At 72.0% G+C, this 26,555-nt stretch carries 24 protein-coding genes; 6 read left to right on the forward strand and 18 right to left on the reverse strand.

Annotated elements, in window-relative coordinates; translation table 11 throughout:
• Positions 1–121 precede the first annotated feature (121 nt).
• Both AB0K34_RS30415 and AB0K34_RS30420 read left to right on the forward strand, forming a co-directional pair.
• Complete coding sequence (locus AB0K34_RS30415; protein ID WP_138637158.1) at positions 122–1,384, forward strand: NADH:flavin oxidoreductase/NADH oxidase family protein; 1,263 nt, start codon at positions 122–124, stop codon at positions 1,382–1,384.
• 123 nt (positions 1,385–1,507) lie between these two features.
• Positions 1,508–3,061: a GAF domain-containing protein gene (locus AB0K34_RS30420; protein ID WP_138637160.1), complete on the forward strand. Its 1,554-nt coding sequence runs from the start codon at positions 1,508–1,510 to the stop codon at positions 3,059–3,061.
• A gap of 18 nt (positions 3,062–3,079) precedes the next feature.
• Here AB0K34_RS30420 and AB0K34_RS30425 read toward each other — a convergent pair whose 3' ends face one another.
• From AB0K34_RS30425 to AB0K34_RS30475, 11 genes are all read right to left on the reverse strand, one after another.
• Positions 3,080–3,730 (reverse strand): response regulator transcription factor, encoded by a 651-nt coding sequence (locus tag AB0K34_RS30425; RefSeq protein ID WP_171069046.1) that lies wholly within the window; start codon positions 3,728–3,730, stop codon positions 3,080–3,082.
• A 233-nt stretch (positions 3,731–3,963) separates the two neighbouring features.
• Positions 3,964–4,893: an NAD-dependent epimerase/dehydratase family protein gene (locus AB0K34_RS30430; protein WP_364552363.1), complete on the reverse strand. Its 930-nt coding sequence runs from the start codon at positions 4,891–4,893 to the stop codon at positions 3,964–3,966.
• Positions 4,890–5,996 carry a branched-chain amino acid ABC transporter permease gene (locus AB0K34_RS30435; RefSeq protein ID WP_364552365.1) on the reverse strand — a complete coding sequence of 369 codons (1,107 nt, stop codon included), beginning with the start codon at positions 5,994–5,996 and terminating at the stop codon, positions 4,890–4,892. Before AB0K34_RS30435 ends, AB0K34_RS30430 begins: the two co-directional genes overlap by 4 nt.
• A gap of 5 nt (positions 5,997–6,001) precedes the next feature.
• Positions 6,002–6,886 (reverse strand): branched-chain amino acid ABC transporter permease, encoded by an 885-nt coding sequence (locus tag AB0K34_RS30440; RefSeq protein WP_364552367.1) that lies wholly within the window; start codon positions 6,884–6,886, stop codon positions 6,002–6,004.
• On the reverse strand, positions 6,874–7,653 hold the full coding sequence (locus AB0K34_RS30445; protein ID WP_364552368.1) for an ABC transporter ATP-binding protein: 780 nt from the start codon (positions 7,651–7,653) through the stop codon (positions 6,874–6,876). The genes AB0K34_RS30440 and AB0K34_RS30445 overlap by 13 nt, the downstream gene beginning before the upstream one ends.
• A complete protein-coding gene (locus AB0K34_RS30450; RefSeq protein ID WP_171069047.1) occupies positions 7,650–8,396 on the reverse strand; it encodes an ABC transporter ATP-binding protein in 747 nt (248 codons plus the stop codon). The genes AB0K34_RS30445 and AB0K34_RS30450 overlap by 4 nt, the downstream gene beginning before the upstream one ends.
• Positions 8,397–8,421: 25 nt before the next feature.
• On the reverse strand, positions 8,422–9,603 hold the full coding sequence (locus AB0K34_RS30455; protein WP_364552370.1) for an ABC transporter substrate-binding protein: 1,182 nt from the start codon (positions 9,601–9,603) through the stop codon (positions 8,422–8,424).
• Between the two features lie 101 nt (positions 9,604–9,704).
• The gene (locus AB0K34_RS30460; RefSeq protein ID WP_364552373.1) at positions 9,705–10,559 is read right to left on the reverse strand and encodes an alpha/beta hydrolase; all 855 of its coding nucleotides are present in this window, start codon (positions 10,557–10,559) and stop codon (positions 9,705–9,707) included.
• A gap of 58 nt (positions 10,560–10,617) precedes the next feature.
• Positions 10,618–11,532, reverse strand: coding sequence for a VOC family protein (locus tag AB0K34_RS30465; protein WP_364552398.1), 915 nt, complete (start codon positions 11,530–11,532; stop codon positions 10,618–10,620).
• A gap of 40 nt (positions 11,533–11,572) precedes the next feature.
• On the reverse strand, positions 11,573–12,595 hold the full coding sequence (locus tag AB0K34_RS30470) for an FAD-binding oxidoreductase (protein WP_364552375.1): 1,023 nt from the start codon (positions 12,593–12,595) through the stop codon (positions 11,573–11,575).
• Between the two features lie 5 nt (positions 12,596–12,600).
• The gene (locus AB0K34_RS30475) at positions 12,601–13,803 is read right to left on the reverse strand and encodes a Rieske 2Fe-2S domain-containing protein (RefSeq protein ID WP_138637178.1); all 1,203 of its coding nucleotides are present in this window, start codon (positions 13,801–13,803) and stop codon (positions 12,601–12,603) included.
• A gap of 223 nt (positions 13,804–14,026) precedes the next feature.
• Here AB0K34_RS30475 and AB0K34_RS30480 point away from each other — a divergent pair, with 223 nt between their 5' ends.
• Entirely contained in the window at positions 14,027–14,983 is a 957-nt protein-coding gene (locus AB0K34_RS30480; protein ID WP_364552377.1) for an arginase family protein, read from the forward strand.
• Between the two features lie 108 nt (positions 14,984–15,091).
• Here AB0K34_RS30480 and AB0K34_RS30485 read toward each other — a convergent pair whose 3' ends face one another.
• The 3 genes from AB0K34_RS30485 to AB0K34_RS30495 form a co-directional block, all read right to left on the reverse strand.
• Complete coding sequence (locus AB0K34_RS30485) at positions 15,092–16,066, reverse strand: acetamidase/formamidase family protein (protein ID WP_364552379.1); 975 nt, start codon at positions 16,064–16,066, stop codon at positions 15,092–15,094.
• Positions 16,067–16,291: 225 nt separating this feature from the next.
• A complete protein-coding gene (locus AB0K34_RS30490) occupies positions 16,292–17,479 on the reverse strand; it encodes a hypothetical protein (protein WP_364552381.1) in 1,188 nt (395 codons plus the stop codon).
• A complete protein-coding gene (locus AB0K34_RS30495; RefSeq protein ID WP_364552383.1) occupies positions 17,476–18,810 on the reverse strand; it encodes a hypothetical protein in 1,335 nt (444 codons plus the stop codon). Before AB0K34_RS30495 ends, AB0K34_RS30490 begins: the two co-directional genes overlap by 4 nt.
• Before the next feature lie 334 nt (positions 18,811–19,144).
• On the opposite strand from AB0K34_RS30495, the gene AB0K34_RS30500 reads away from it, so the two are divergent.
• Positions 19,145–21,361 (forward strand): HAD-IC family P-type ATPase, encoded by a 2,217-nt coding sequence (locus AB0K34_RS30500; RefSeq protein ID WP_364552385.1) that lies wholly within the window; start codon positions 19,145–19,147, stop codon positions 21,359–21,361.
• Positions 21,362–21,419: 58 nt separating this feature from the next.
• On the opposite strand, the gene AB0K34_RS30505 is transcribed toward AB0K34_RS30500, so the two are convergent.
• Positions 21,420–22,412, reverse strand: a complete 993-nt coding sequence (locus AB0K34_RS30505) for a transposase (RefSeq protein ID WP_364552387.1) — start codon at positions 22,410–22,412, stop codon at positions 21,420–21,422.
• Positions 22,413–22,459: 47 nt separating this feature from the next.
• Between AB0K34_RS30505 and AB0K34_RS30510 the strand changes: the two genes are divergently transcribed.
• Positions 22,460–23,002, forward strand: coding sequence for a nuclear transport factor 2 family protein (locus AB0K34_RS30510; RefSeq protein WP_364552389.1), 543 nt, complete (start codon positions 22,460–22,462; stop codon positions 23,000–23,002).
• Between the two features lie 462 nt (positions 23,003–23,464).
• Here AB0K34_RS30510 and AB0K34_RS30515 read toward each other — a convergent pair whose 3' ends face one another.
• On the reverse strand, positions 23,465–24,115 hold the full coding sequence (locus AB0K34_RS30515) for a DUF998 domain-containing protein (RefSeq protein ID WP_364552391.1): 651 nt from the start codon (positions 24,113–24,115) through the stop codon (positions 23,465–23,467).
• A gap of 222 nt (positions 24,116–24,337) precedes the next feature.
• Here AB0K34_RS30515 and AB0K34_RS30520 point away from each other — a divergent pair, with 222 nt between their 5' ends.
• Complete coding sequence (locus AB0K34_RS30520) at positions 24,338–24,769, forward strand: RidA family protein (RefSeq protein ID WP_364552393.1); 432 nt, start codon at positions 24,338–24,340, stop codon at positions 24,767–24,769.
• A 100-nt stretch (positions 24,770–24,869) separates the two neighbouring features.
• Here AB0K34_RS30520 and AB0K34_RS30525 read toward each other — a convergent pair whose 3' ends face one another.
• Together AB0K34_RS30525 and cydC are read right to left on the reverse strand one after the other, a co-directional pair.
• The gene (locus tag AB0K34_RS30525) at positions 24,870–25,184 is read right to left on the reverse strand and encodes a hypothetical protein (RefSeq protein WP_171068986.1); all 315 of its coding nucleotides are present in this window, start codon (positions 25,182–25,184) and stop codon (positions 24,870–24,872) included.
• A 204-nt stretch (positions 25,185–25,388) separates the two neighbouring features.
• On the reverse strand, positions 25,389–26,555 hold a 1,167-nt coding region (gene cydC, locus AB0K34_RS30530; RefSeq protein WP_364552396.1), incomplete at its 5' end, for a thiol reductant ABC exporter subunit CydC.

The following is a 26,555-nucleotide window of genomic DNA, read 5'->3' on the forward strand; positions in this document are numbered from 1 at the left end:
CCGGTGGGGGGAGGCATGGCGCTCTCGACCACGTAGGCTCCCGCAGAAACGCGATCTACGTGCCGGCAGCGAGGACCTCGTCCCGCGGCGGCACGGCGCAGGCGGCCGCGAGGAGTGAGCCATGAGTTCCACCCCGACCAGTCCTGACGGCGACCTGGGCGGTCCCCTGACCCTGCGGTCGGGCCTGACCCTGCCCAACCGGCTCATGAAGTCGGCCCTGAGCGAGGGGCTCGCGGGGGTCGACGGCGCGCCCGGCGGCCGGCTGGAGACCCTCTACCGCCGATGGGGGACCGGCGGATACGGCCTGCTGATCACCGGGAACGCCGTGGTCGACCGCCGGCATCTGAGCGAGCCCGGCAACGTCGTCATCGAGGACGACCGCCACCTGCCCGCGCTGACCCGCTGGGCGGAGAGCTACCACGAGAGCGGCGGGCCGATCTGGGTGCAGCTCAACCACCCCGGCCGGCAGGCCAACCGGCGCACCGGGCGGACCCGCCCGGTCGCGCCCAGCGCGATCGCGGCCCGCGTGCCCGGGGCCGCCCGGCCCCGCGCGCTCACCGACGGGGAGATCCGCGAGATCATCACGCGGTTCGGCACCGCCGCCGCCGTCGTCGAGGCCGCCGGGTTCGACGGGGTGCAGATCCACGGGGCGCACGGCTACCTGGTCACCCAGTTCCTGTCGCCCCGGTCCAACCGGCGCGACGACGCCTGGGGCGGCGACCCCGGACGCCGCCGCGCCTTCCTGCTGGACGTCCTGCGCGCCGTCCGCGCCGCCGTCGCTCCCGGGTTCTCCGTCGGCGTCAAGCTCAACTCCGCCGACTTCCAGCGCGGCGGATTCACCGAGGAGGAGTCCCGCGAGGTCGTCCGCGCCCTCGTCGCCGAGGGCGTCGACCTCATCGAGATCAGCGGAGGCTCCTACGAGGCCCCGGCCATGATGGGCGTGATGGCCGAGTCCACCCGGGCGCGCGAAGCCTACTTCCTGGACTACGCCCGGACGGTCCGCGCCATCGCCGGCCGGACGCCGATCGCCGTCACCGGAGGGTTCCGCACCCGTGCCGCTATGGAGCGCGCCCTCGCCGACCGCGACTGCGACATCGTCGGCATCGGACGGCCCGCCTGCCTCCTGCCGGACGCGCCCCGGGCCCTCCTCGAACACGGCCGGGAACGGCTGGAGGTCCCCGCCATCGGCGTCGGCGCCCGCCGGCTGGTGGGGCGCCTCACCGACATCCGCCCCCTGGACAGTGCGCTGAACGTCCAATGGCACGCCGACCAGCTCCACCGCATGGGAGCGGGTCTGGACCCCGACCCCACCTTGGCCTGGTGGCGCACCCTCCCGTCGATGGTCCGCAACGGGCCCGCGGCCCTGCGCCCCAGGCGAGGCTGAGGGGCGGGCGGGGTCCCCGCGCCCCGCGCCGCGGCCCGGCCGGACGCTGTCGTCGGCGTCGGTCCGCCGCGTATCCTGCCTGTTCACCTTGGCGTTCTCGGGGTACCGCGAGCGGAGGCGGAGATGACGCAGAGCGACCACCCGGTGATGACGCGGCCCCAGGTCGCCGCGCTGAGCCGGGTCACGATGGCGCTCAACAGCGCCCTCGAACTGGAGCAGGTGCTCGACATCTCGGTCCGGTCGAGCATCGAGCTGACCGGGCTCGGCAGCGGCGTCATCTACTTCGCCGACGAGCGGACCGAGCAGCTGGTCGGGAAGGGCGACCGCGGCTTCGCCCACGGGCTCTCCCCGGGCATCGACGTCCACGAACTGCACACGTCCCGGACGCTCGCGGGCCGCGCCTTCCGGTCGAGCGACCCGGTGACGTTCAACGCCCAGGACCCGGAGACCGGGTACGCCAGCCTGGCGCCGGCCGAGCGGCGCGCCGTGATGCGCGAGGGCATCAAGAGCGCGGTCGCGGTGCAGCTGAGCTCCACGCGGCGCACCTACGGTTGCCTCGTCCTGTGCAGCAAGGACCCCTTCCACACGGTGAGCCCCGAGCACATCGCCCTGACGCAGGTCATCGCCGGGCAGGTGGCCGTCGCCATCGAGCGCGCCCAGCTGTACGAGGACACCAAGCAGCGCGCGGCCGAGTCGGAGGCGCTCTACCTGTTCGGGCAGAAGCTGGCGGCGCGCAACGCCGTGGAGGAGTCCCTGCAGGAGATCGTGGACCGGGTCCGCCGCCAGTTCGGCGCTCGGGCGTGCCGCGTCGGGGTCCGGCAGGAGGACGGCTCCCACCTGTGGATCGGGCCGCACATGGCGGCCGCGTCCACGGCCGCCGGATCCGTGGTCGAGACGTGCCTGGAACGTGCCGGACTGGAGCTCGGGACCCTCGTCGTGGACCGGCGGGCGCACGTCGTCTCGCCGCAGTTCTTCGCCTCGCTGGCCGACCTGCTCGCGCTCGCGCTCTACAACCGCAGGCTCGCGGAGGCGAACCAGCGCCTCGGCATCCTCGCCGAACGCACCCGACTCGCGCGCGAGATCCACGATGGGCTCGTGCAGCGCTTCTACGCCCTGGACCTGGGCCTCGCCTCCGCCGTGCTGGCGTTGGAGCGGTCCGACGGCGGTTCCCGCGCCCGGCAGCTGATCGCGGACGCGCGGGAGCAGGCGCAGGCGGGCGTCCGCGAGGGCCGTCAGGCCATCGTCGAGCTGCGGCGCGAACCTCCCACCGGCGGGCTGTTCCCTGCCGTCCGGCTCATCGCCGACGACTTCGCGAACAGGACGGGCGTCGAGTGCCCCGTGACCGTGCGAGGCGAGGAACCGGCGCTGTCCTCGGCGGCCCGCATGAGCCTGCTGCGCTGTGTCGGCGAACTCGTGCTCAACGTCGAGAAGCACGCTGGTGCGCGAACGGCCGGCATCGAGGTCTCCGTCGAGGGGCGCCGCCTGGAGCTGTCGGTCTCCGACGACGGGGTCGGGATCGGCCGCGCGGCCGCCGCCACCGGGCACTACGGCCTGACCGGGGTCGCCGAGCGCATGGAGGAACTCGGCGGGGAGATGCGCGTGGTGCGGCGCACCGGCGGAACCCGGATCCAGCTCATCGTGCCGGACCTGCGGCGGCAGCTCACGTCCGGCACCTGAGCGACGACCCGGGACCGGTCAGTCTTCGAGCGTCACGATGCCCTGGCGGAACGCCTCCGCGACGGCGCCCGTCCGGTCCCGCACCTGGAGCTTGCCGAACACGGCCGTCAGGTGCGCCTTGACGGTCCGCTCCGAGACCGACAGCGACCGCGCGATCTGGCGGTTGCTCGCCCCCCTGGCGAGGTGCCGCAGCACCTCGAGCTCCCGCCGGGTGAACTCCGGGCGCGTCCGCTCCTCGGCGCGCACCGACTTGAGCAGGGCGCCCGAGAGCTCCGCCGAGACGAAGGACTCGCCGGCGGCCACCCGGCGGACGGCGACCGCGATCTGGCCGGGGTCGTCGCCCTTGAGCACGAACCCGGACACGCCGGACTGGCTCGCCCACGACACGTCCCGGGCGTCGATCTGGGTCGACAGCAGCACGATCCGCGCGTCCGGCGCGGTGTCCCCGAGCCGGGCGACCAGGCCGGGCCCCGAGGGCGCGGGGATGCGCAGGTCGAGGACGACCACGTCGGGCCGCGCGGCCCGGCACACGTTCAGCGCCTCGGTGCCGGTGGTCGCCGTGCCGACCACCTCCAGGTCGTCGAACTCGCCCAGGAGGGTGCGCAGCCCGGACAGGACCACCGGGTGGTCGTCGACGAGGACCACCCTGATGGTCTCCAGAGCCTTCACCGGCGGCATCTCAGCGAGCCCGGCAACGAGGACCGGGGCCCTCGGCGAGGGCGCACCCGTCCAGTCCCGCCTGCATCACGCCATCGACCTCCTGCTCGCGGGAAGGGCCGCCGCGACGCGGAACGCCGGCGGCTCCTCCGGGCCGACACCATATCCAGTGAGGTCGCCGTAAGACCAGGCCAGCGGGCCCTTCCCCGGGGAAGGGCCCGGCCGCGGAGGCTCCCCGCCCACCGTCACACCGACCTGGTCTCGGGGGAGCCCTGCTCCGGATCCGGGCGGAGGTAGCGGTCCTCGCGGGACAGCGCCTCGACGACGCCCGGCGCCTGGGGCCGCCAGCCGAGGAGCTCCCGCGCCTTCGCGCCGGAGACCACCTGGCTCTCGGCGAGCGCGTCGGCGAGCAGGCCGAGCTCCGCGCGCGCGTCCGCCACGTCGCGTGCGCGGACCCTGCCCTCGCACCCGACGGCGGTGGCGACGGCGGCGGCGATGTCGCGGACGGGGACGCCCGGCTCGGCGACCCCGTGCCAGATGCTGCCGGCGGGCGCGTCCACGAGGACGCGCTCGTAGAGATCGGCCAGGTCGTCGCGGTGCACCATCGGCCAGCGCTGCGTCCCGTCGCCCACATGGACGACGTGGCCGTCACCGTCGACGCTCCGCGCGAGCATCTCGATCAACCCGCCCGGGCCGCCGTGCACCACCCCGGGCCGGACGATCGACGCCCTGATCCCGAAGTTCACCCCTTCGAGGACGAGCCGCTCCGCCTTCGGACGGAACGCGACCAGCGGCGTCGGGGCGTAGGGGGCCGTCTCGTCGAGGGCCGCGCCGGCCGACTCGCCCAGCACCCACAGGCCGGAGGTGTAGACGAAGGGTTTGCCGGTCCCGGACAGGCCGGAGATCGCGGTGGAGATGAAGTCCAGCTCCGCGCGGCCGTCCTCGTCGCCCACGGCGAACGCCGTGTGGATCAGGCCGTCCGTCTCCCGCATCAGGCCGAGGACCAGGCGCCGGCTCGCCAGGCCGCCCACATGGGCGCGCACGCCGCGCCGGGCGAGCCCGTCCGCCTTCTCGGCGGTGCGCACGAGGGCGTGGACCTCGTGGTCGCGGGCGAGCAGCGCGTCCACGACCGCGCCGCCGATGCAGCCGGTCGCTCCCGTCAGCATCACCTTCATCGGACCTGAGCTCCTTCGTCGAGCGGCTCGGGGTCGGCCGACCCCTGCCGCGCCACCGGTCGGACAGGGCGGGCGCGGGCGGCCCGCCACCGCGGCGGGACGATGTCGCGGCCGCGGGTGATGCCTTCGGGACGCCGGATCAGGATGACGATGAGCACGGCGGCCAGCCCCAGTTCGCGCAGGCCGGCCGGACCCGTCACCACGTACCGCCCGATCTCGACGCCCCCCTCGAACCGGAGGAGGACCTCCGTCAGGAGCGTCACGACCAGCGCGCCCAGCACGGCGCCGGAGAGGCTGCGCATGCCTCCGATGATCAGCATCGCCAGCACGAAGAAGGTCATCTTAAGCCCGAAGTCCTCGGGGTTGAGCGTGCTGAGCCGGTGCCCGAACAGCGCGCCGGCCAGTCCCGCGATCACGGCGCTGAGCACGAACGCCTTGAGCCGCTCCCGCGGCACGTTGATGCCGAGGGCCCGGGCGGCGACCTCGTCCTCGCGGGACGTGCGCAGCCGGAGGCCGGCGTTGGAGCGGGCGAACCGGTGGCACAGGACGGCGGCGGCCACGAGCGCGAGCCACACCTGGAGCACCGTCGTGGACTCGGTGACGCCGATCAGCGCGCTCGGCCCGCCCGTCACCGCCCCCCAGTTCATGACCACGTTGTCGACGATCAGCAGCAGCGAGAACGTGGCGATCGCGGACTGGAGGCCGTTCAGGCGCATGAGCAGGGGGCCCGTGACGGCCGCCACGACCGCGCACACCGCGCAGGCGAGGAGCATCGACACGGGCAGGCCGACATGCACGTCCGCGAGGACCCGCGGCATGTCGGGCAGCATCACCGACCTGCGCCGGGCGTCCATGGTGACCAGCGCCGAGATGTAAGCGCCGAGCTGCACGAACGCGACATGGCAGACGGAGACCACTCCGGAGGTGCCGCTGAACAGGTGCAGCGACACTACGACGAGCATCAGCACCATGCACTCGATGACCGTCCGCTGGAGCCCCGGCCCGCCGAGGGCGCCGGTCGCGGCGAGCAGGGTCACGGCCAGGAGCGGGAACGCCAGCGGATGGGACGGCACCCGGGGCAGGGCTTCCTTCAGGGCAGGCATGCCGTTCACACCCTCTCGCGCAGGGTCGCGCCGGGAAGCAGCCCGTGCGGCCGGACGATGAGGACCAGGATCACCGCGAGGATGGCGAAGGCGTCGCGGTAGGGCCTGATGTCCAGCACGAGCCACGAGTTCAGGATCGACAGGGCGAAACCGACGACGAACCCGCCGGCCGCCGCACCGGACAGCCGGTCCATGCCGCCGATGACCGCGCCGAGCAGCGCGATGATGATCACGTTCGAGCCCATGCCGGGCGAGACGCCGCCGACCTGGCCGACCACGATCACGGCCACCGCCGCGCAGAGCACGCCGCTGAGCGCGAACGCCAGGCCGATCATCCGGTTCGCCGGGACGCCCAGCATGGTGGCCATCCGGAAGTCGTCGGAGGCGGCGCGCAGCCGCATCCCCGTCTCCGTCCTGCGCAGGAAGGCCACGAACAGCCCCAGCAGCACCAGGACGGTCACGATGGTCACGATGCTGAGGTGCGACACCCGGACGCCGCCGATGCCGCTGGACGAGGAGAGCCACGGCGAGAGCGAGAACCCCCGCGTGTTGGCCCCGAACACCGCCAGGGCGAGGTTCTCCAGCCCGAACGCGATCGCGAACGAGACGATGAACAGGGTCGCCTCGCTCGCCGCCTTGAGCCGGCGGAAGACCACCAGCTCCAGCAGCAGCGAGACCCCGACCGCCACGAGCAGCGCGACCAGAATCGACGCCGCCAGGGGCAGGTCCCTGGTGAGGTACAGCGCGTAGGCGGCGACCATGGTCACCGCGCCGAGGGCGAAGTTCGCGAGCCGCATGATCCCGAAGAGGAGCCCGATCCCGAGGGCCTCCAGCGCGTACAGGGCTCCCACGCTGACGGCGTCGATGAGGGGCTGGATCATTCCGCCCATGCCTTCCGCACCCCCTCCCTTTCCGTGGCGAAGTAGGCGTCGACGATGTCCGACCGGGCGTCCTCGCCGAGGTCGGCCGTCTGGTACCGCAGCCGGCCGCCGTTGAGCACGTAGGCGCGGTCGGCGATGCGCAGCGACTGGTGGAGGCGCTGCTCGACGAGCACCACGGTCGTGCCCGACCGGCGGAGCCCGTCGACGGTCTCGAAGACGGTGTCGACGAGCGCCGGCGCCAGGCCGAGCGACGGCTCGTCCAGCAGGAGCAGCCGCGGCGCGCCCATCAGCGCCCTGGCGATCGCCAACTGCTGCTGCTGGCCGCCGGAGAGGTGGCCGGCGATCCGGCGGCGCTTCTCCCCGAGCACCGGAAACAGCTCGTAGACCTTGTCGAGCTGCTGCCGGCGCCGGGCCCGGGTTCCCAGGGGCACCACGCGCAGGTTCTCCTCCACGGTCAACCTGCCGAAGATGTGCCGCCCTTCGGGGACCAGGCTCAACCCGGCCCGCGCCACGTCCTCCGCCGCGGTGCGGGTGATGTCCCGCCCGTCGAACCGGACGCTGCCCGAGCGAGGTCGAAGCCCGCCGGCGATGGTCATCAGGAGGGTCGACTTCCCGGCGCCGTTGGGGCCGACGACGGCCAGCAGCTCGCCGGCGAGCACCTGGAGCGAGACTCCCCGCAGCGCCTTGACGGTGCCGTACTCGACGGTGAGCCCGTCGACGTCGAGGAGGACGTCCCGTGCCTCCTGTGCCGGAGTCCTGTCCGGTGCCGGTGTCACGGCGCGTCCTCCGTCCCCAGGTAGGCGGCCATCACGTCCGGGTGCCGCCGGATCTCGGCCGGCCCGCCCTGGGCGATGACGGCTCCGTGGTCGAGGACCACCACGTGGTCGGACATCTGGAAGACCAGGTCCACGTTGTGCTCGATCAGGATCACGCCGCATCCGGAGTCCTCCCGGATCGTGGCGAGCAGCCGGATGAACTCCGGCAGCTCCAGGTCGTCGATGCCCGCCGCCGGCTCGTCCAGGAACAGGAACCGGGGCCGGAGGCCGAGCGCCCGGGCCATCCCGAGGATCCGCTGGTGGGCGTACGGCAGCTGCCGGGCGGGCAGGTCGCGGAACTGGCGGAGGCCGCCGAGCTCCAGGATCCGGTGCGCCTCCCGGCGGGCGTCGCGCCGGCTCAGGCCGCCGCACAGCGCCGCGACCTCGACGTTCTCGAACACCGAGAGGCCGGGAAAGATCCGCGCGTTCTGGAACGTTCGCGCGAGGCCCCGGCGGGCGCGGCGCTCCGGACTCCAGCCGCCGGCGTCGGCGCCGAAGAAGAGCACCCTGCCGCGGTCCGGCCGGGCGAAGCCCGTCAGGACGTTGACCAGCGTCGTCTTGCCCGCCCCGTTCGGTCCGATGAGCCCCGTGCACTTGCCGCCCGGGAAGTGGACCGTCACGTCATCGAGCGCGCGGACACCGGCGTAGTCGAGGCAGAGGTTCTCCGTGTGGATTCCGTCCATTTCGCTCGGCGCGATCGTCACGGCAGCACTCCTTCCGGGGCCGCGGTCACTTGACGAGCGCGCGGGCATTGCGCGGCTTCACCGTTTCGGCGTAGGAGAACCGTCCGCCGGTGGCCTTCAGGACGCGGACGTCCCATTCGAAGTCGACGTGGTAGTCCGTGCCGAAGCGCATCGGCCCGGTGATGGTCTGGAGGTTCGTGGACTTCTCGAGCGCGGCGGCCATCTTCTTGCCGTCGGTCCCGCCCGTCTCCTCGATGACCTGCTCGATGAGCTGGAAAGTGGAGGCGCCGTAGACGAACGCGCCGGTGGGCGGGTTGCCGCCGGCCTTCTTCCGGTAGTCGTTCAGCAACTGGTTGACCTCGGGCTCGGGGTCGTCGCCGAAGATGGACGCGGGCGAGATGACGTAGAAGTCCGACAGCTGCGGCAGCGACTTGGCCCAGTAGTCGCCGTCCATCCCGAAGTTCGCGAGGATGGGCGCGTCGATGCCGCCCTGGCGCAGCTGCAGGGCCGCCATCGCGCCGCCCGGCGGGTACGAGCACAGGACGAGCGCGTCGACGGCGCCCCTGCCCGCCCGCGACACCCGCGAGACCTGCGAGGCGATGGCCTGGTCGGAGTTGCGGAACACGTCCTTGCCGCCGATCTTCCCGCCGAGCTCGGTGAACCGCTTCTCGAACGCCTCGCACGTGTTCTTGGGGTAGTCCAGCTCGGTGTCGGTGAGCGTGTAGACGCGCTTCCAGCCCTTCGCCAGCGCGTAGTCGGCGAGTGCCGCCCCCTCGGTCGGGATGGACATGCCCAGGTTGAACACCAGGTCGCCCAGGCCGAGGGGACCGAACCGGGTGTCGGACGCGCACGGCGCGATGGACAGCACGCCCGCGTTCTGGGCCACTGTCGCGGCGGGCCCGCCGGTGGAGAAGTTGCACGTGACGATCAGCAGGTCGGCGCCCTGCTCGATGAGCCGCGACGCGGCGTTCGCCGACTGGGTGCTGTCGCTCTTGTTGTCGATGGCCTTCAGCTGGATCCGGCGCCCGCCGATGCCGCCGTTCGCGTTGGCCTTGTCCACGGCGATCTCCAGCGAGTGGTAGACCGGCATGTCGAACGACGCCATGAATCCCGTCTTGGCGATGGCCGCCCCGATGACGATGGCGTCGCCGCCGTCCTTGTCGCCGGCCGTGCTGACGCACGCGCTGAGCGCGAGCGCCGCCGTCGCGGCGATTCCGAATCGGATCATGTGTTTGATCTGCACGGGATACTCCCGGTTCGAGCAGTGGGCTTCTGATGGGTGGCGGTTTTCGGTGGTCGGGAGCGTCCGCGGGGCCGGCCGGTTCGCCGTCAGCCGGCCAGCAGGAAGTCGTCGACGGCCTTGTTGAACCGGTCGGGCAGCTCCCACATGACCCAATGGCCCGCCTTGGGGAGGACCAGGAGCTCGCAGTTCGGGAGGGTCTTGACGAACTTCAGTGCGGAGTCGAAGGGGGTGACGCGGTCGTCCAGTCCGAAGACGACGAGCGTGGGCTGCGTCAGCGTGTGCATGAACTCGGTGACGTTCGTGAGGTTCTGCTTCCGCATGCTGCCGAAGAGCGCCAGCGTCTCGGGCTCGATGCTGGCCTCGTACCGCTCGTCGAGCAGTTCCTCCGTCAGCGACTCGCGGTCGTAGAGGAGGCTTTCGAGGATCTCCTTCATCGCGGCGCGGGACGGCGGTCCCGGGTTGTAGTAGGTGAACATCCGCCGCAGGGCGTCCATCGGGACCGGGGTCATGACCGACTCCTGGACGCCGCCGGGCCCCATGAGCACCATGCGGCGGACGAGCTGCGGCGACCGGTGCGCGAGGAGGCAGGCGACGCCGGCGCCGAGGGAGTTGCCCACGACGTCGAGCCGCGCCACGCCCAGCTGCTCCAGCGCCTCGGTGAGGGCGCGCACGTAGGACGAGGGGTAGACCTCGTCGTCGGGCAGCCGGACCTTCGTGCTCCGCCCGTACTGGGGCAGGTCGAACACCAGGACCCGGCGGTTGCGGCTCAGCGGCCCGATGTTCCTGCTGAAGTTGGACCATCCGCCGGCCCCCGGGCCGCCCCCGTGCAGCAGGAGGAGGGGCGGCTGGTCCCGGGACTCCCCGGCGTCCAGGTAGAACAGTTCGATGCCGCCGGACACCTGGATCGTGCGGCCGGTGGAGGGTTCGGTCGCTGAGCTCATGGTCTTCCTTCGCTGTAGTTCGTGTTCGTGGGCGCGGAGCGCGGGGGTGCGCCGCCGGTCACCCGATGCGGAATCCCTCGTCGGAGCGGTGGCCCCAGATCGACGGGGACGAGTAGGTCGTGACCTGCCAGGCGGACTCGTCGATCAGCCGGCCGTCGGTCCCGAACTCGATCTGGATCCCCGCCGGCGTCTCGACGTAGAAGGAGGTCATCAGGTCGTTGGTGTGCGTGCCGACGGACTGGGCGATCGCGACGCCGGCGTCCAGGCACCGGTCGAGCGTCCGCCCGACGATGTTCAGGTCCGCGACCTGGAGCAGCACGTGGTGCAGCTTCCGCGCCCCGGGGGAGCGGGACCCGTCCACCAGCGCGAGGCTGTGGTGCCGGGCGTTGCACCGCAGGAACGTCGCGTCCATCCGGTCGCCGGTGACGATCCGGTCGCTGACCCGCAGACCGAGGTGGTCGATGTAGAAGGCCAGGGACGCCTTGTAGTCCGCCGTGACGAGCACGGCGTGGCCGAACCCGAGGGAGCCGGCCACGAAGCGCTCGGCCAGGCCGGGCCGGTCCGGCCCGGCCCGCTCGGCGCCGCGGTACAGCTCCACCCTCGTGCCCGCGGGGTCGCGGGTGTGGAACAGCTCCGCGACGCCGCGCGCGTCCGCGCACTCCGCGTCGCGCTCCACGTCGAGACCGGCGCGCCGGAGCCCGTCCACGAGGTCGTGCAGGGCCGCGCGGTCCGCCAGCTCCCACCCCAGGTGGGAGATGTCGTCCCGATGAGACGGCTGGACGGACAGCCGGTACGGCCGGTCGTCGACCGCGGCCCGGACGGACCCGTCTCCCATACCGTCGACTTCGCAGCCGAGCAGCGAGAGGATCCGCCGCCACGCGCCCACGTCGGTGCTGTCGATGCCGACGTAGCCGAGCTGTCTGGGGCTCGGCCGGCCTCCCGCCGCCGCGGTTCCATCAGGATGTTCGGACATGCCCACGGGATGTCTCCTTTCCGGGTGGTGCCGGCCGTGCTCACACATCGGTCGCGACGAACTTCTCGGTGTGGATCCGGTCCGGGGGCACGCCGAGCTCCCCGAGCCGGGCGACGGCCGCGGCGATCATTCCGGGCGGCCCGCACACGTAGGCCCGGCTCTCCGGCGCGAGCGGCCGCGACCCGAGCAGGGAGACGGGCGTGCCCGTCCCGACGCCGGGGGTGCTCGGCGCGCCCTCGGTCACCGCGACCCTGGTCCGCAACGACGGCATCCAGAAGCCGCGCATCTCGATCTCGTCCAGGTAGAACAGATCGCTTTCCGACCGGCAGGCGAAGCAGAGCGTCACCGGCGGCGTCGGCCCGCGCCGCGTCCGCAGCTCGTCGAGCATCGACAGGACGGGCGCGAGCCCGGTCCCGCCGGCGACGAAGATGTGCGGCTCCGCCGACTCGCGGAGCGTGAACGCTCCGAGCGGATACTCGATCTCGATCTCGTCGCCCGGACGGCAGCCCGCTTCCAGGTAGCCGGTCATCGCGCCACCGGGGATCAGCTTGACGCAGAACCGCATCTCCGGCAGCTGAGCGCCGCACGTGGCCATCGAGTACGAGCGCCACTCGTCGGTGCCGGGCACCTTCAGCCGCGCGTACTGCCCGGCCAGGAACCCGGTCTCGGGCGGATCGAGGAGCTCCAGCGCCAGTTCGGTCACGGTGCCGGAGAGCCGTTCCACGGACGTGACCCGCGCCCTGCCCTTCCCCGGGCGGTCCACGACGAGGCCGATCGGGTAGGGGACCTCGAAGGTCGCGTCGCCGTCGAGGACCGTCGAGCAGAGCAGCCGGGCGCCCGCGCTCCGCTCGGAGGGCAGCAGCGACTGCGCGCGCCCGGGGATGTCGGACGTCCGTCCCGCCGTCAGCGTCGCCGCGCACGTCCCGCAGCTGCCCGCGCGGCACTGGGAGGCCAGGAAGTACCCGGCGTCGTCGGCGGCGTCGAGCACGCTGCCGCCCGCCGGCACCGGGAACGCGACGTCCTCGCCGTCCTCGAACCGGATCGTCGCCACATGAGCGGTCACCGTGCTCAGAGCTTCGGCGAGGGGTTGGTCTGCGGCGTCTGGTACCCGCGCGCGTAGCGGGAGACGATCTTGCGCCAGCCGACGATCACCGCGTCCATGGAGCACAGCTGCTCGTCGTCCCAGCCGGTGCCGCCCTCGGCGTAGAAGTTCTCCATCGCCTCCCGGGCGAACAGGTCGTCGTCGTTGAACACCCCGAGCGCCGCGTCCTTCCAGAGGTGCTCGTACTCGTAGACGAACTTCTCCCGCGCCTCGGCGGTCGGGCAGCTCGCGGCCAGCACGGCCCAGTACTCGTGGTGCTCGGCGTCGATGGGGACGTACCACTCGTACTGCACCAGCCCGGACGCCGGCCAGTTCTCCACCATCAGTACGCCCGGCAGGAAGATCGAGGTCCGCAGGCCCGGGATCGTGTTCTTGCCGCGGGCCTCCAGGCCGAGCTTCTCCGACTTCATCACCACGTCGTAGTCGCCCGAGTCCCACTCGTTGCGGATGCCCTTGGGGCCGTCGCCCTCGAACGTGGTCAGCGCGCCGGGACCGGTCGGCACCAGCCCGAGCGGCAGGGCCGTGTCGAGCGCGACGACGATCGGGCTGTCGCGGTGCAGCCAGTTGTGCCCCGGGTCGAAGCCGTTCTCGACGCCCAGCCGCCAGTTGGACGCCACGGTGCGCCGGAGGCCCAGCACCACCGCGTCCTCGTCGAGCAGGTGCGGCACCTGGTGCGCGTAGTCCGGCGCCACCTTCGGAGGCAGGTCGTCGGCGAGGTCCGGCACCGGGCTGTACCCCTCGTCCCCGACGAACACGTAGATCAGGCCGTTGCGCTCCTCGACGGGGAACACCTGGAGGCGCACCTCGTCCACGATCTCGTCGTCCGGGGCGGCGACGATGGTCACCAGCCTCCCGGACTCCAGGTCGTAGGTGAAGCCGTGGTACCAGCAGGTCAGCGTGTCCTTCGTCAGGCAGGCCGGCCGGATCGACAGGCGCACGCCGCGGTGCGCGCACTGGTCGCGCAGGGCGAAGACCTTGCCGTTCGACCGGCGCAGGATGATGGGAATTCCGCAGATCTTGGTGCCCTTCGCCTCGTCCTCGGCCAATTCCTCGCTGAAGAAGGCGGGGTACCAGTGGTTCATGAGGCCCCAGGAGGCCCTCGTGTACGGCTCGAACTGCCGGCGGGCCAAAGCGCCCGGTGCGGACTTGCGCGCGGAGGTCTCCGTCATGGCTCGTTCTCCTGCTCTATCCCCGTGCCTTGTGAAGGCGTTTTCGGATATGGCGATGCTAGGGACGGCGTCCGTCCGCGCACCTGCGCCTGCCGGGCACTCTCGGGGTGCCCTTTCGGGCGACCCGCCTGCCCATGAGGGCAGGAACGCGCGCACGCTCCGCGCTTCCTGGCAGGGTGCGAGCCGACATCACGCGAGCTCAGCGCGACCGAGGAGGACAGTGATGCCCGAACCCGGACCAGCCCCGTTTCCCGAGGCGGACCCGTTCAGCCCCTACGACGTCGGTACGTTCGCCGGCGTACCGCGCGCGAATTCGGCGAATCGCGCGCACGCGCGCGCGGCGATCTTGGGCGTGCCCTTCGACACCGGCACGAACGCGCGCCGGATCGGATGCCGCCAGGGTCCCGAGCACATTCGCCGGAGCGCCCCTCCGGAGCGCCGGTTCCTCTTCCACTCCGACCGCGACGCCATTTCCGAGCTCAAGGTCATTGATTATGGAAATGTCGGAGTGGTCCCCGGAAAGGTGGAGCAGGCGTTCCCCGCGATCGAACGCGCGGTGGCGGCCATTCTCGCCCACGGCACGCTTCCCGTGGTCATGGGCGGCGACGGTTCGGTCAGCCTTCCGCAGTTGCGCGCGGTGAGCGGGAGGTTCCCGGATCTGGCCGTCGTCCACGTCGACGCCCACACTGACGCGTTCGACGTCCCGGGAGCCGGTCCCTACACGACGTCGACGACGTTCCTGCGCGCCGAAGAGGAGGGACTGGTCGACCGGGAGAGCGTCATCCACATCGGGCCGAGAGGGCTCGGCATCGCCCCCGGCGGGACCGCGTCGGCCGTCGCCGCGGACGGGCACCGCGTGATCGACAGCGACGAGTTCTGCGCACGCGGGCCGGCGGCCGTCGCCGACGACGTCGCCGCCATGCTGGGCGGGCGCCCGGTCTACCTGTGCTGGGACATGGACTTCTTCGACCCCTCGGCGGCCCCCGGCGTGGCCTCACCCGAATGGGGCGGACCCGACGTCCGGAGCGCGCTGTCGTTCCTCCGGCTGCTCTGGCGCCTCGACATCGTCCACGTGGACGTCAACACCGTGAGCCCGCCGCACGACCTGCACGAGACCACGGGGAACCTGGCGGCACGCGTCATCTTCGAATGCCTGGACCTCGCCGCCTCCCGCCCCTGACGGCGGCGGGAGGAAGCGAGCACTGGTGGCGTCGGTCTTAGCGATGATCACGGCGTCCCCACGCCGTCCCTCGACGGAGATGGGGACGCCCACCATCGCGACCGCTGGTCAACGCCCCTTCCGTCCCACCAGGGTCTCCGGACTCGGTGTTCCGGCCAGGTGCTTCGGCAGCATGGCGTGGACCCCCACGGCACCGTTCGCCGTCTGGGTGACCGCGAGATCCATCGTCATCGAACAGAGTGCGTAGGCGTCCGACGCCGGGATCCCCAGGCAGTCGCCCGCGACCACGATCATGTCCCTGGTCGCCATGCGCGCGGCCTCGTCCAGAGTGGCCCCGAAACCCATCGTGATCAGGTGGGCGGGCGTCTCCGCCCGGGGCGCTCTGATCGCGGCGTCGGGGATCAGCGTCAGCCGGAGCCGCAGCGACGACGCGCTGGCCTCCAGGGCCGTCAGGTTGACCTCGCCGTTCCCCTGCGCGGCATGGATGTCCCCGGCGTAGAGGAGCGCGCCTTCGGTCCAGACCGGCAGGTACAGGGAGCTGCCGGTGACGAGTTCCTTGAGATCGAGGTTGCCGCCGTGGCCGCCCGGAGGCACCGAGGAGTGCGGGCCGGCCGCCGCCGGCGCCGTCCCGAGGAACCCGGGGAAGGGCGCGAGCGGGACGGTGAGCCCGGCGCCGAGCTCCACCGACATCTCCTCCAGGTCGAGCCGGTAATGCCGCATGTGGCCGTCCCGGAAGTCCTCGGGCAGCAGCCCGTAGCCCATGTGCCCGGGAAGATCCAGGTTGAAGGCGTGCTCGCGCAGCGTGAGACCGAGGACCTCGACCTTGAGCGCGTCACCGGGCGCGGCACCGGCCACCGCGATGGGACCGGTCAGATCATGCGGCCCGACGCCGCTCCAGGCCGCGGACTCGCGCAGCACGTCCGCCATGGTCATGCCGGGCCGGACGACGTCCCCCCAGCACGTGCCCGTGGCGAGGTCGACCGTGTCCCCCGACTCGACCGTCAGGACGGGCGGATGCGACCGGTCCACGACACCGGTCCGCAGCGTCTTCTCGTTGGCCGGCAGCACATGAGTTCTCGACATCCCGCTCACCCGTTCTCATCGGTGTCCGCCGGAAGGCCCGCAGGGCGGGCTTGATCCCTGGACCCTAAGAGGCCGAGGGAACCGCGGCCACGGCCGATGGGGCATGCCCGCGATGCCCCATCGGGCAACAACGCACCTGCCTGATGGGGCAAGAGCCCGCCATCGACCAACCGGCCGCCCAACTCGCGTGTGGCCCGGCTTCTCCGGCGCCCTGGAGCCCGGCGGTCAGTGCGCGGCCAGTGCCTGGGCGATCTCCTGGGCCGCCGCGTACGCGCCCCGCACGGCGTGCTTCCCGTTGAGCGGGTGGCGTTCGTCCGCCGACTCGTAGGTCACCCGGACCAGGACGTTGCCGTCCCGGAAGACGACCTCGCCGGGGATGACCTCGGGGATCTGCGCGGCGAACGCCTGGTCGCCCAGGCCGGTCACGGCGCGGAAGTACTTCTCGTCGTGGACGCTGAGCGTCTCCTCCGCGCGGGCGTCGTCGTGCCGCATCACGTACTCGCGGGCGGCGAGCCGGGCGCCGTCGAACAGGTCCGAGCCCGGCACGACCGCCGCGGAGACCGCGAGTTCGCGGTCGTTCGACGTCCACGAGCAGTTGCCGACCTCGGCGTCCTTGATGGCGAGGGCGCCGCCGCGCGAGCCGGGTTCGCCGGTGACGGAGTCGCCCTTCACCAGCCGGTGCAGGGTCCGCTCGGACACGGCGGCGCACAGGTCGGGGACCTTGCGGGCCGGCGTCGGCTGCGGCGCCGCGGCGATCGCGGGGTGCGCGGGCGTGCGCGAGCCCAGGGCGGCGACGGCCTCGGACGCGGCGGCGAACGCGCCCTCCTGCGCCGTCTTCTTCGGGATCGGCAAGAAGAGCGAGCGGTACTGGACGGTGACGTTCGCGTTCCCCACCCGCATCACGACCGTGGCACCGCTGGACGGGGAGACCTGCATGAACGCCTCGTCGCCCAGGCCCGTCACCACCGTGCCGGGCACGTTGGACCATTTCGGGCCCAGCGCCATCATGGCCGCCGCGACGGGCGCCCGCCCGGTCTGCGGCAATCCCGCCCGCAGCGCGGAGCCGGGGAACAGGGTGAAGCCGACCGACAGGTGCCGCTCGGACCTCCGGTCGTCCCTTTGCGACGACCACGTGCAGGTGCCCTGGCCGCCGTCCCGCGTGGTCCGCGCGTCGGGCACCAGCCGCGCGAGAGTGGCGGCGGAGATCCCGCAGCGCTCCGGGTACGCGTCGACGACCGGCCCCGCCGGGACCCGGTCGGGCCCGGCCGGCGGATCGGGCAGCCGGTCGAGGCTGCTGGGCGACGGGAGCGCCTTCACCAGGACGACGCTGAGCACGAGGACGACGACGGCGGCGAACAGGACGGCCCCGCCCGTCCCGTTCCGCGATGCGGCGGACCGCGGCGTTCCCGTCATGACCGCAACGACCTCTCCACCGCGACGGCGACCGTGTAGGCGCTGTCGACCAGCCGGCTCCCGCTCAAGGGCGTCTCCTCATCGGCGCCCTGGTAGGACACCTCGACCAGTAGGTTGCGTTTCTGGAAGACCACGAATCCCTCGTCGCCGCTCGACGAGCTCCGCGCGACCCGGGTGACCGCGAACGCCCGGTCGCCGGGCCCGGCCAGGGGCCCGAAGCCGCTGAACTTGTCCGACCCCGGGGTCTCGCCGGCCCGCAGGTTTTCGTAGAGGCCCAGGTAGCGGCGCGCCGCCGTGAAGGCCCCGAGTCCCGGCACGCCGTCGTCCTCGACGATGATCGCCACCGTGAGGGTGCGCGACTGCCCCTGGTCGGAGTAGCGGGACGTGCGCGCCCTCCACGTACAGCCGTCCATGGACGTCCCCGGCCAGTTGAGGGCGGGGAACAGGGACGCGCCGGCCCGCCTCCGGTACGCGTCGCGCGCCACCTTCTCGACGGTGGCCGCCGGGACCGCGTCGCACGGCTTGGGGACGTGCCGCACCGGCGGCGTGACCGGGTGCTTCACCTGGCTCAGCACGGGCTGCGCGGCCGTGCCCATGCTCTTCGCCGTCTCGGCCGCCGCCGCGAAGGCGCCGTCCAGCGCCGTCTTCTTCGGGATCGTCCTGCGCTCGTCGCCCATGGCGTCCCAGCCCCGGTAGCGGACCGTCGCGACGGCGTTGCCGACACGGAACTTGACGGTCGCGCCCTCGCTCTCGGTCTCCGCCGAGTAGCGGGCGGTGGCCTCCTCGCCCAGCCCCTCCACGATCTCGGGCCGGGCGGAGCTCCGCGCGAGGCCCGGCGTCTCGTCCATCTGCCGCAGTGCTTCGCTGATCGGCGACTGGAGCCGGCTCTCGGCGAGGGCGATGTCGACGTTGAGGACGCGCTCGTTGCGGAAGTCGCCGGTGCAGAAGTCGCACTTGGCCTTGCCGTCGTCCAGCGAGTACCACATGCAGCTGCCCGGTCCGCCCTGCCGGAAGAGGCCGCCCTTCTCGGCGTCGGGGTCGGAGCCGGGCGCGAGCCTGGCGGCCGTGGCCTTCGACACCCCGCAGTTGGCGGGCGGCTTCTTCACGATCCGGCCGGCGGGAACGGGGTCGGCGGTCGCGGGCGCGGCGGTCAGGGGCCCGTCGGAGATCCCGCCCGGCCCGGACCGCTGCGCGGCGACCGCGGTGACGGCGGCGGCGACGCACAGCACGAGCGCGAGCGCCGCGGCCACCGCCGCGCGCCGCCACTTGCGGTCCGTCCGCAACCGGTGCGCGAGACCGGTGGATTCGGGATCGGTATCGGGAGCGGGCATACGAACTCCAGGCCGGGGGCGAGTGCTGACTCCCTTGGAGTCCGCAAGGGAGGGAAAGGTTCCGCGGACCGGCGTCCGTTTTCGGCCACACCCAATCCCCGCACCGGCCGGGTGGGCGGTCAGCATGGGCGGGGGTGGTCGGGGGAGAGCGTCCGTATGGACGGGGAGGCGACGGCGGCGGAGCGTGGGTTGACAGCGGCCCAGGTGCATGACCGGGTCAGGTGGGGTCGCACGAACGATGTGCCGCGGCGCTCCAGCCGGTCCGGGGTCGAGATCGTCCGCGCGAACGTGCTGACACGGTTCAATGCGCTGATCGGGGTCGCTGCTGGTCCTCGTGCTGGTCTTCGGGCAGTGGCAGGACGGGCTGTTCAGTTTGATCATCGTGGCGAACTCGGCGATCGGGGTCGTCCAGGAACTGCGCGCGAAGCGGACCCTGGACCGGCTCGCCGTGCTCAGCGAGGCGCCCGTGCGGGTGCGGCGGGACGGCGCCGTCCGGGAGGTCGACCAACGCGAGGTCGTGCTGGACGACCTGATCGTGCTCGGGAGCGGCGACGAGATCACCGTGGACGGTGACGTGGTGGCCTCCGACGGCCTGGAGGTCGACGAGTCGCTGCTCACCGGGGAGGCCGACGCGGCCCTCAAGCAGGCGGGGGCGCAGGTGCGGTCGGGCAGCTTCGTGGTGGCGGGCTCCGGCGCGTTCACCGCCGCGAAGGTCGGCCGGGACGCCTACGCGGCGCGCCTGGTGGCGGAGGCGAGCCGCTTCTCGCTGGCGCACTCGGAGCTGATGGCGGGCGTCAACGCGTTCCTCAAATACGTGACCTGGCTGATCGTCCCGGCCGGGATCCTGCTGTTCGCCACCCAGTTCGCCGCGGCCGACAACGCCTCCGACGCCGTGACCGGCGCGGTCGCGGGGGTGGTGACGATGGTCCCGGAGGGGCTCGTGCTGATGACGAGCATCGCGTTCGCGGTCGGGGTGGTCCGGGTCGGGCGGCGGCGCTGCCTGGTCCAGGAACTGCCCGCGATCGAGAGCCTGGCCAGGGTGGACGTGCTGTGCGTCGACAAGACCGGCACGCTCACCGAGACCGGCATGGACCTCGGGGAGGTGATCGTCCTGCGCGAGGATCTGCCGGCCCGGGAGGCGCTCGCGTCGGTCGCCGCGTCCGACCCCGATCCGAACGCCACGATGCGGGCCGTCCTCGCCGGGCTCGACGGCGCCGAGCCGTGGCCGGCCGGCGGGACCGTCCCGTTCTCCTCGGCCCGCAAGTGGAGCGGCGCGGAGTTCGACGGCCGCGGAAGCTGGGTGCTCGGCGCGGCGGACGTCCTCCTCGGCGCGGACGCCCCGGCCCGCCGCCGGGCCGGGGAACTGGGCGCCGCCGGTTTGCGGGTGCTGGCCCTCGCCCGCGTGCCGGACGGCTCGCTCGGCGACCCCGGCCGGCTCGACGCGGCGGCCGCGGAACCGGCCGCGCTCCTGGTGCTGCGGCAGCGGCTGCGACCGGAGGCGGCCCCGACCCTGCGCTACTTCGCCGAGCAGGGCGTCTCGGTGAAAGTGATCTCCGGCGACGACCCGATCTCCGTCGGCGCGATCGCCCGCGCCCTCGGCCTGGACGGCGCCGACCACCCGGTCGACGCCCGCGGGCTCCCGGACGACACCGCCGCGATGGCGGACGTCCTGGACGAGAACTCGGTGTTCGGGCGGGTCGGGCCGCGGCAGAAGCAGGCGATGGTCCGGGCGCTGCGGTCCCGGGGCCGTACGGTCGCGATGACGGGCGACGGCGTCAACGACGTCCTCGCGCTCAAGGACGCCGATCTCGGCGTGGCGATGGGATCGGGCAGCGGCGCGGCCAGGTCCGTCGCGCAGGTCGTGCTGCTGGACGACCGCTTCGCGACCCTGCCGCACGTGGTCGCCGAGGGGCGGCGGGTCCTCGGCAACATCGAGCGGGTCGCGAACCTGTTCCTCACCAAGACCGTGTACGCGATCATCCTGGTGGTGCTGGTCGGGCTGGCGAACGTCCGGTTCCCGTTCCTGCCCCGGCACCTGACGCTGATCAGCTCGCTGACCATCGGCGTGCCCGCGTTCTTCCTGGCGCTCGCGCCGAACACCGAGCGGGCCCGTCCCGGATTCGTGCCGCGCGTCCTGCGGTTCGCGGTACCCGCCGGGATCGCCTGCGGCGGCGCCACGTTCGCGGGCTACTACCTCGCCACCGAGCAGCCGCCCGGCGACTTCGCCGACCTCAGCACGACGGCGTCCGTCGCGCTGTTCGCCCTGACCCTCTGGGTCCTGGCCCTGATCGCGCGGCCTTGGAACGGGTGGCGGCTCGGCCTCGTCGCGGCGATGGCCGCTGCGTTCGCCGTCGTCCTGAGCGTCCCGCCGCTGCGGCGCTTCTTCGCCCTGGAGACCGGTCCTACGCGCAACGATGCCGTCGCGCTGGCGATCGCGTTCGCCGCCGCCGTGCTGCTGACCGCCGCTCTCCGCTACCTCCCCGACCTCGCGAACCTATGGCGGCGCCGACGGGCGGTTCCTGAAGGGCGGCGACGTACTGGTGACCGGTGACGGACGAGTCGGGTTCCGTCCTCCGGCGGGTTGGGGGAGTGAAGCTTGGCGTTCACTTTCACGGCTGTTCCGTGTCGAGACCGCTGCTGCTGCCGTCGTCGTCGCCGGTGGGGTTGCCGGTGGCGAGTGCGGTGGTGATGCGCTGCCAGGTGCCGTCGCGGGTCCACAGCCGGAAGCGGCCGTAGACCGTGCGCCAATGCCCGTACCGGTCGGGCAGCTGTCGCCAGGGGATTTGAGTGCGTTCGCGGAACCGGATCCCGTCGATCACGGTGCGATGATCTGCCCAGCGGGGTCCGCGGCTGGCATCGTCCGGTAGCAGCGGGGAGATCCTCTCCCACTGCTCGTCCGACAGGTCGTGTTCAGATGCCGCCGCCGACGGAGCTTGTTTTATAAAACAATCTGGCGACGTCGCGTGCAGCCGGGCCCGGGTCTGCTGCACGAGATCGTCGAACAGGTCGTCGTCATGACGCTCGCTCATCCGGGCGGCGATGCGGGCCCACCTTTCCGGTGCGCCGGGCACCGTGTCCTTGAGCGTCGCCCCGACATCGTGACCGGCGTCCGCCAGCGGGGACTTGGCCTCCAGGAGCACCACGCCCACGGTCGTGCGGGCGATCCAGACGAATGCGTCCGCTCTCGCGTCGTCGTCCAACGGGCCTCGCTCCAGCGCGGCCAAGAGCCGGTCGAGCGCCGCGGCCCACGCGAGGGACAGCCGAGCATGGGAGCCGAACAGCGGGGCGATCCAGGGGTGGGCGACCATGCAGCGCCGCACGTCCCGCATCCAGGCGACGACGCTCTCGTCCCATGGCACGGGCTGCGGCCCGGCCTTGCCCACGTCCTCCAGGACCAGACCTGACACTCCGGCCAGGAGCGCGTCCCGGTCGGTGACGTGGCGGTAGATCGCCATCGGTGTCACTCCGAGCCGCTCGGCGGTGGCGGCCATGGTCAGCGCTTCCAGGCCGCCCTCGTCGAGCACGCTCCGGGCGGCGAGCAGGACGTCCCGCACGGTACGACCGCGCCGGACCGGCGGAGAGGAATTCGTTGACTGCCCCATAGGCCCAATGCTAAGTCTACGGCATACACAAAATGAAGGAGGCTGGAGTGGCCGTTATCGACCCGAAGAAGTCATGGGCCGCGCTTGAGGAGCGTCTCGCCCGGGAGACCGACCCGATCCTGCGCCGGAACCTGGAGATCGTCATCACCCATTCCAAGGCCGAGGCCCGCGGCGATCTCGACGCCCTGATGGCCACCCTCACCGACACCCCCGCCTACCGCCTCGGTGAGCCGGGCGCGCCCGGCATGACCCCGCGCGGCCAGGCCGAGGTCCGCGCCTTCTACAGCGATTTCATCGCCTCGGGCGCCACCCGGCTCGAGCATGACATCGACCGGCTCGCGGTCGACCGCGACTGCGTGGTCACGGACGGGCTGATGCGGATGGCCTACCCCGGCCGCACGCTGCTCGCCCTGGGGATCGAGGTCGACGACCCCGAGGCGTTCTACCTGTACGAGACCCGGATGGCGATCGTCTGGCCGATCGACGAGGACGGCCGCATCATCGGAGAGGAGAGCTACACCGACCGCGACGGCTTCGCCGGCATCGCCGGCCGCAAGCTCGCCCCCGCCGACATCGAGGCCCTCGCCTGAGAGCGTTTCGCAGTATCGGTTCCTCCTGATCCTGATGCCGCCCGGTACGTCCTCGCCTGCACGGTCGAAGAGCCCGGCCGCCGCGACACCGAAGGCGTCCGCCACCCGCATCACGCTGATCGAACGAGCCCTGGATGACCTCCGCGCCAGCAGCCACTTCCTACCGGAGAAGGACGTCGGCGCATCAACGTAATCGGCATCCACTCCTTCACCACCAACTGATCTGGATGAATGTCCGGTCTTCATGGGTGCCGGACAGGTCGGTGGTCCCGGGGTGCATTCCCCGGGGCCATCCGGCCCGGCCTCCGACTGCCGGCGCGCCCTGTCGCTTGGGTAACCGCAGCGCCGGATCCGCGTGCCGTGCCGTGCCGTGCCGCCACGTACGAACGCGCCCACTTCATCAAGCGGCCGCGGCCACTGGCCGGAGTGCTAGGAGCAAGCCGTACGACCAAGGGTGCAGTTTCATCCGTTTCGTATTGTTTCGCTGCGTTCTGTGCGTGAGAGAAGGCGCAACGCCAGGACGGTCTGCCAGGACAATGCCGTCGTTATGGCAATGCGTTGGAACAGTCCGGCCAGGTCGCCCAGTTGTCCCGTCTGACCGAAGGCGGCGCTGGAGATGAGCATGGTGATGGTGAAGGCGACGCCGCTGAGGATGCAGTAGAGCCGCCAGCGCGCTGAACCCTGGCGCGCGAACACGAAGCATGCAGTGGTGAGCACGGCGAATCCAGCCAGTGAGACGTAGTCGTGAAGGGCGCCGTGCGTGGTGGCGTTTGGGATCCGGTCGGGGGTCCCCGCCGGGTAGCCCCCGACCGGATCGGTCACGAAGATGCCTGCGCCGAGCAGTGCGGTTCCCCACAGGCCGATCAAGAGCGGTTTCCAGGTCGAGGGGCGGGACGCACGGTGGACGCCGATGGCGAACACGATGGTGAGCGCGGCGGCGAGCAGGAAGTCGAGGGTCTGCATCCAGCCGTACTTGCCGAGAGCAAGTGAGCTGACGGGATGGCGCAGTGGGTCGCAACCCGCGCGAGTGGCGCCTTCAGCGAGGTAAACGAGGGTGAAGAGGGGGCCCGCGATTGCTCCGCAGAACAAGGGCACCCGTGATCGGGTCTCCATCCTGTCAACGTAGGTTGACGACCTGGCAAGTGTCAACATGGGTTGACGTTCTGGCCGTGCTCCTCGGTGTTCGCCAGTCGAGCCCGGGCATCTCCGCCTCGCTGCGATGGGCGGTCGAGCGTGCGTGAGTGGGGAGCCGTGTACGGCTCGGCGTCGATTTGCGATCATGGAAGTGCTCGCACATCGCCGATCCACCCGCCGACGAGGAGAGCGACGACTTTGGTGATCGACCCGATCGACCCGAGCGACCTGCCTGAATCATCACCGGCCTACACTCACGGCGCGCTGGTCAGTGGCGCACATCAGACGCTGTACATCAGCGGCCAGCCGCCGTGGACGACCGACGGGGACATCCCTGCCGACTTCGACGGACAATGCCGCTTGGCCTGGGAAAACGTGAAAACCGTGCTTGCCGCCGCTGGTATGACGGTGCAGAATCTCGCCAAGGTCACCATATATCTGTCCGACCGGTGCCATCGCGAGGCCAACAGCCGGATACGCCATGAAGTGCTCGGCGACCACCGCCCCGCAATCACGATCATCATCACCGGCATCTACGACGAGGCTTGGCTTCTTGAGATCGAAGCCGTCGCCGTCGCCCCGGCACCTACCCCCGCCCCTCATGCGGAGGACGAGGCACAGCAGCGAAAATAGGACCACGCCTCGCGGCGCGGCGGACCAGCAAGCACGATGGTGGGGCGTCGTCCCGGTGGGCCGCTATCACGGCGCGGGTCGCCCTTGTGGCAAACCCGAATCAACCTTCCCAACGCTGCCAGAGCATTTCGAGCCCCAACGCGATGGCGCACAGTACCCCCATGGATCCCGGAACAGCCACGAATGCCACATGGATCAGGTCGCTCTGGTCGGGGAGGAACAGGTCGACCCATCCCAAAGCCAGCGCCAAAGCGGTTGAGATCCCGCCGATACGGGAAGCCCATTCGAAAAGGTATGTATGCCACTTCTTTGTCACCACTGAGTCTCTCGACCGCACATCGATGCTGAAGAAGATCAACAGAACGGCGAGGAACGAGATCAGGCTGACCATGTCGGCCGACGGCATCTGGCGCATACCGCGACTCTAGTTTCAGCGATGCGGCCCATCCGGCAAATATTGCGCAACGCACCCGAGGTCAGCTTTCGACGCAAAGACTATGAGCCGTCTGACCGGCCTCGCCTTTTGCGTTGAACCGGACACGGTTGTGCAAAGAGCGCGTCCGGCAGATCAGGTGGGCCCGCCGCGCTGCTACCGGCGGCCGGACGGGCTGGTTCCGCGTCACCCTCCCAAGCGCCGACGGGCGGGGGCGGTGATCGGGGTGTCCGGGTGGAGGCGGCCGGATCGTAGGTGCAGGGTCCGGTCGACGGACCCGGGTGGCGGGGGAGTGTGCGTGATGAGCAGGATCCCCGGCCCGGACGTGTCGCCCAGGACGTCGGTGAGGAGTTCGCGGGCGGTCGCGGCGTCGAGATGGGCCGCGGGCTCGTCGAGGATCAGGATCCGCGCGCCGGACAGGAAGGCGCGGGCGAGGGCGATCCGCTGGCGCTGGCCGCCGGAGACGCGGGCGCCGTGCTCGCCGACGGGGGTGTCCAGGCCGCCGGGGAGGCGGGCGATCCAGTCCCAGGCGCGGGCGCGGCGCAGCGCGTCGACGATCTCGGCTTCGGTGGCGTCCGGCCTGGCGAGGGCGACGTTGGCGCGGATCGTGGTGGCGAACAGGTGGGCGTGCTGGTCGACGAGGCAGATCGCGCGCCGGACGTCGTCCTGGGCGTAGTCGCGCAGATCGTGGCCGTCGAGGGTGATGCGGCCCCCGTCCGGGTCGCGGAACCGGACCAGCAGGTGCGCCAGGGTGCTCTTGCCCGCGCCGCTCGGGCCGAGGAGCGCGACGCGGTGCCCCGGGCGGAGGTCGAGGTCGACGCCGTCCAGGACCCAGGGGGAGTCGGGGGTGTAGCGCGCGCGCACGCCGCGGACCCGGAGCAGGTCGCCGCGCGGCGCGGGCAGCGGCCGGGCCGGGTCGGCGGCGGGCGCCGGGCGGGCGGTGAGCGCGTCGAGGCGGGCGGCGGCGCCGTGCGCGGTGAGCAGGTCGCGGGCCGCCTCCGGAAGCGGCCGGACGGCCTCGAACGCGGCCGTGGCCGCCAGGGCGAGCGCCGCGAGCAGGACGCCGGGCAGCGCGTCCCGGCGGACGGCGTCCAGCCCCGCGACCAGCACGGCGAGGGTCGTCGCGGCGGTGAGGAGGGTCGTCGCGGCCGAGGTGGACCCGGCGGTGCGGGCGTCGCGGCGGGTGATCCGGGACAGGACGGCGTCGGCGGCGGCGATCCGGCGGAGCTGGTCGTCCACGCGGCCGAAGGCGACCAGGTCGGGGGCGCCGTGCAGGAGTTCGACGGTCTCGGCGTTGCGCGCCGCGCGGGCGGCGGCCTCCCGCGCCGCGATCGAGCGGGCGAGCACGCCGGC

The sequence above is a fragment of the Actinomadura sp. NPDC049382 genome (genome assembly GCF_040677125.1).
Classification (GTDB): domain Bacteria; phylum Actinomycetota; class Actinomycetes; order Streptosporangiales; family Streptosporangiaceae; genus Spirillospora; species Spirillospora geliboluensis.

Excerpts from the sequence above, each read along its gene's own strand:
- AB0K34_RS30460 (WP_364552373.1), bottom strand. The coding sequence starts at position 10,559 with ATGAGCTCAGCGACCGAACCCTCCACCGGCCGCACGATCCAGGTGTCC.
- AB0K34_RS30420 (WP_138637160.1), top strand. The coding sequence starts at position 1,508 with ATGACGCAGAGCGACCACCCGGTGATGACGCGGCCCCAGGTCGCCGCG.
- AB0K34_RS30495 (WP_364552383.1), bottom strand. The coding sequence starts at position 18,810 with ATGCCCGCTCCCGATACCGATCCCGAATCCACCGGTCTCGCGCACCGG.
- AB0K34_RS30440 (WP_364552367.1), bottom strand. The coding sequence starts at position 6,886 with ATGGGCGGAATGATCCAGCCCCTCATCGACGCCGTCAGCGTGGGAGCC.
- AB0K34_RS30415 (WP_138637158.1), top strand. The coding sequence starts at position 122 with ATGAGTTCCACCCCGACCAGTCCTGACGGCGACCTGGGCGGTCCCCTG.
- AB0K34_RS30455 (WP_364552370.1), bottom strand. The coding sequence starts at position 9,603 with ATGATCCGATTCGGAATCGCCGCGACGGCGGCGCTCGCGCTCAGCGCG.
- AB0K34_RS30435 (WP_364552365.1), bottom strand. The coding sequence starts at position 5,996 with ATGCCTGCCCTGAAGGAAGCCCTGCCCCGGGTGCCGTCCCATCCGCTG.
- AB0K34_RS30465 (WP_364552398.1), bottom strand. The coding sequence starts at position 11,532 with ATGTCCGAACATCCTGATGGAACCGCGGCGGCGGGAGGCCGGCCGAGC.
- AB0K34_RS30525 (WP_171068986.1), bottom strand. The coding sequence starts at position 25,184 with ATGCGCCAGATGCCGTCGGCCGACATGGTCAGCCTGATCTCGTTCCTC.
- AB0K34_RS30480 (WP_364552377.1), top strand. The coding sequence starts at position 14,027 with ATGCCCGAACCCGGACCAGCCCCGTTTCCCGAGGCGGACCCGTTCAGC.
- AB0K34_RS30485 (WP_364552379.1), bottom strand. The coding sequence starts at position 16,066 with ATGTCGAGAACTCATGTGCTGCCGGCCAACGAGAAGACGCTGCGGACC.
- AB0K34_RS30475 (WP_138637178.1), bottom strand. The coding sequence starts at position 13,803 with ATGACGGAGACCTCCGCGCGCAAGTCCGCACCGGGCGCTTTGGCCCGC.
- AB0K34_RS30505 (WP_364552387.1), bottom strand. The coding sequence starts at position 22,412 with ATGGGGCAGTCAACGAATTCCTCTCCGCCGGTCCGGCGCGGTCGTACC.
- AB0K34_RS30515 (WP_364552391.1), bottom strand. The coding sequence starts at position 24,115 with ATGGAGACCCGATCACGGGTGCCCTTGTTCTGCGGAGCAATCGCGGGC.
- AB0K34_RS30430 (WP_364552363.1), bottom strand. The coding sequence starts at position 4,893 with ATGAAGGTGATGCTGACGGGAGCGACCGGCTGCATCGGCGGCGCGGTC.
- AB0K34_RS30490 (WP_364552381.1), bottom strand. The coding sequence starts at position 17,479 with ATGACGGGAACGCCGCGGTCCGCCGCATCGCGGAACGGGACGGGCGGG.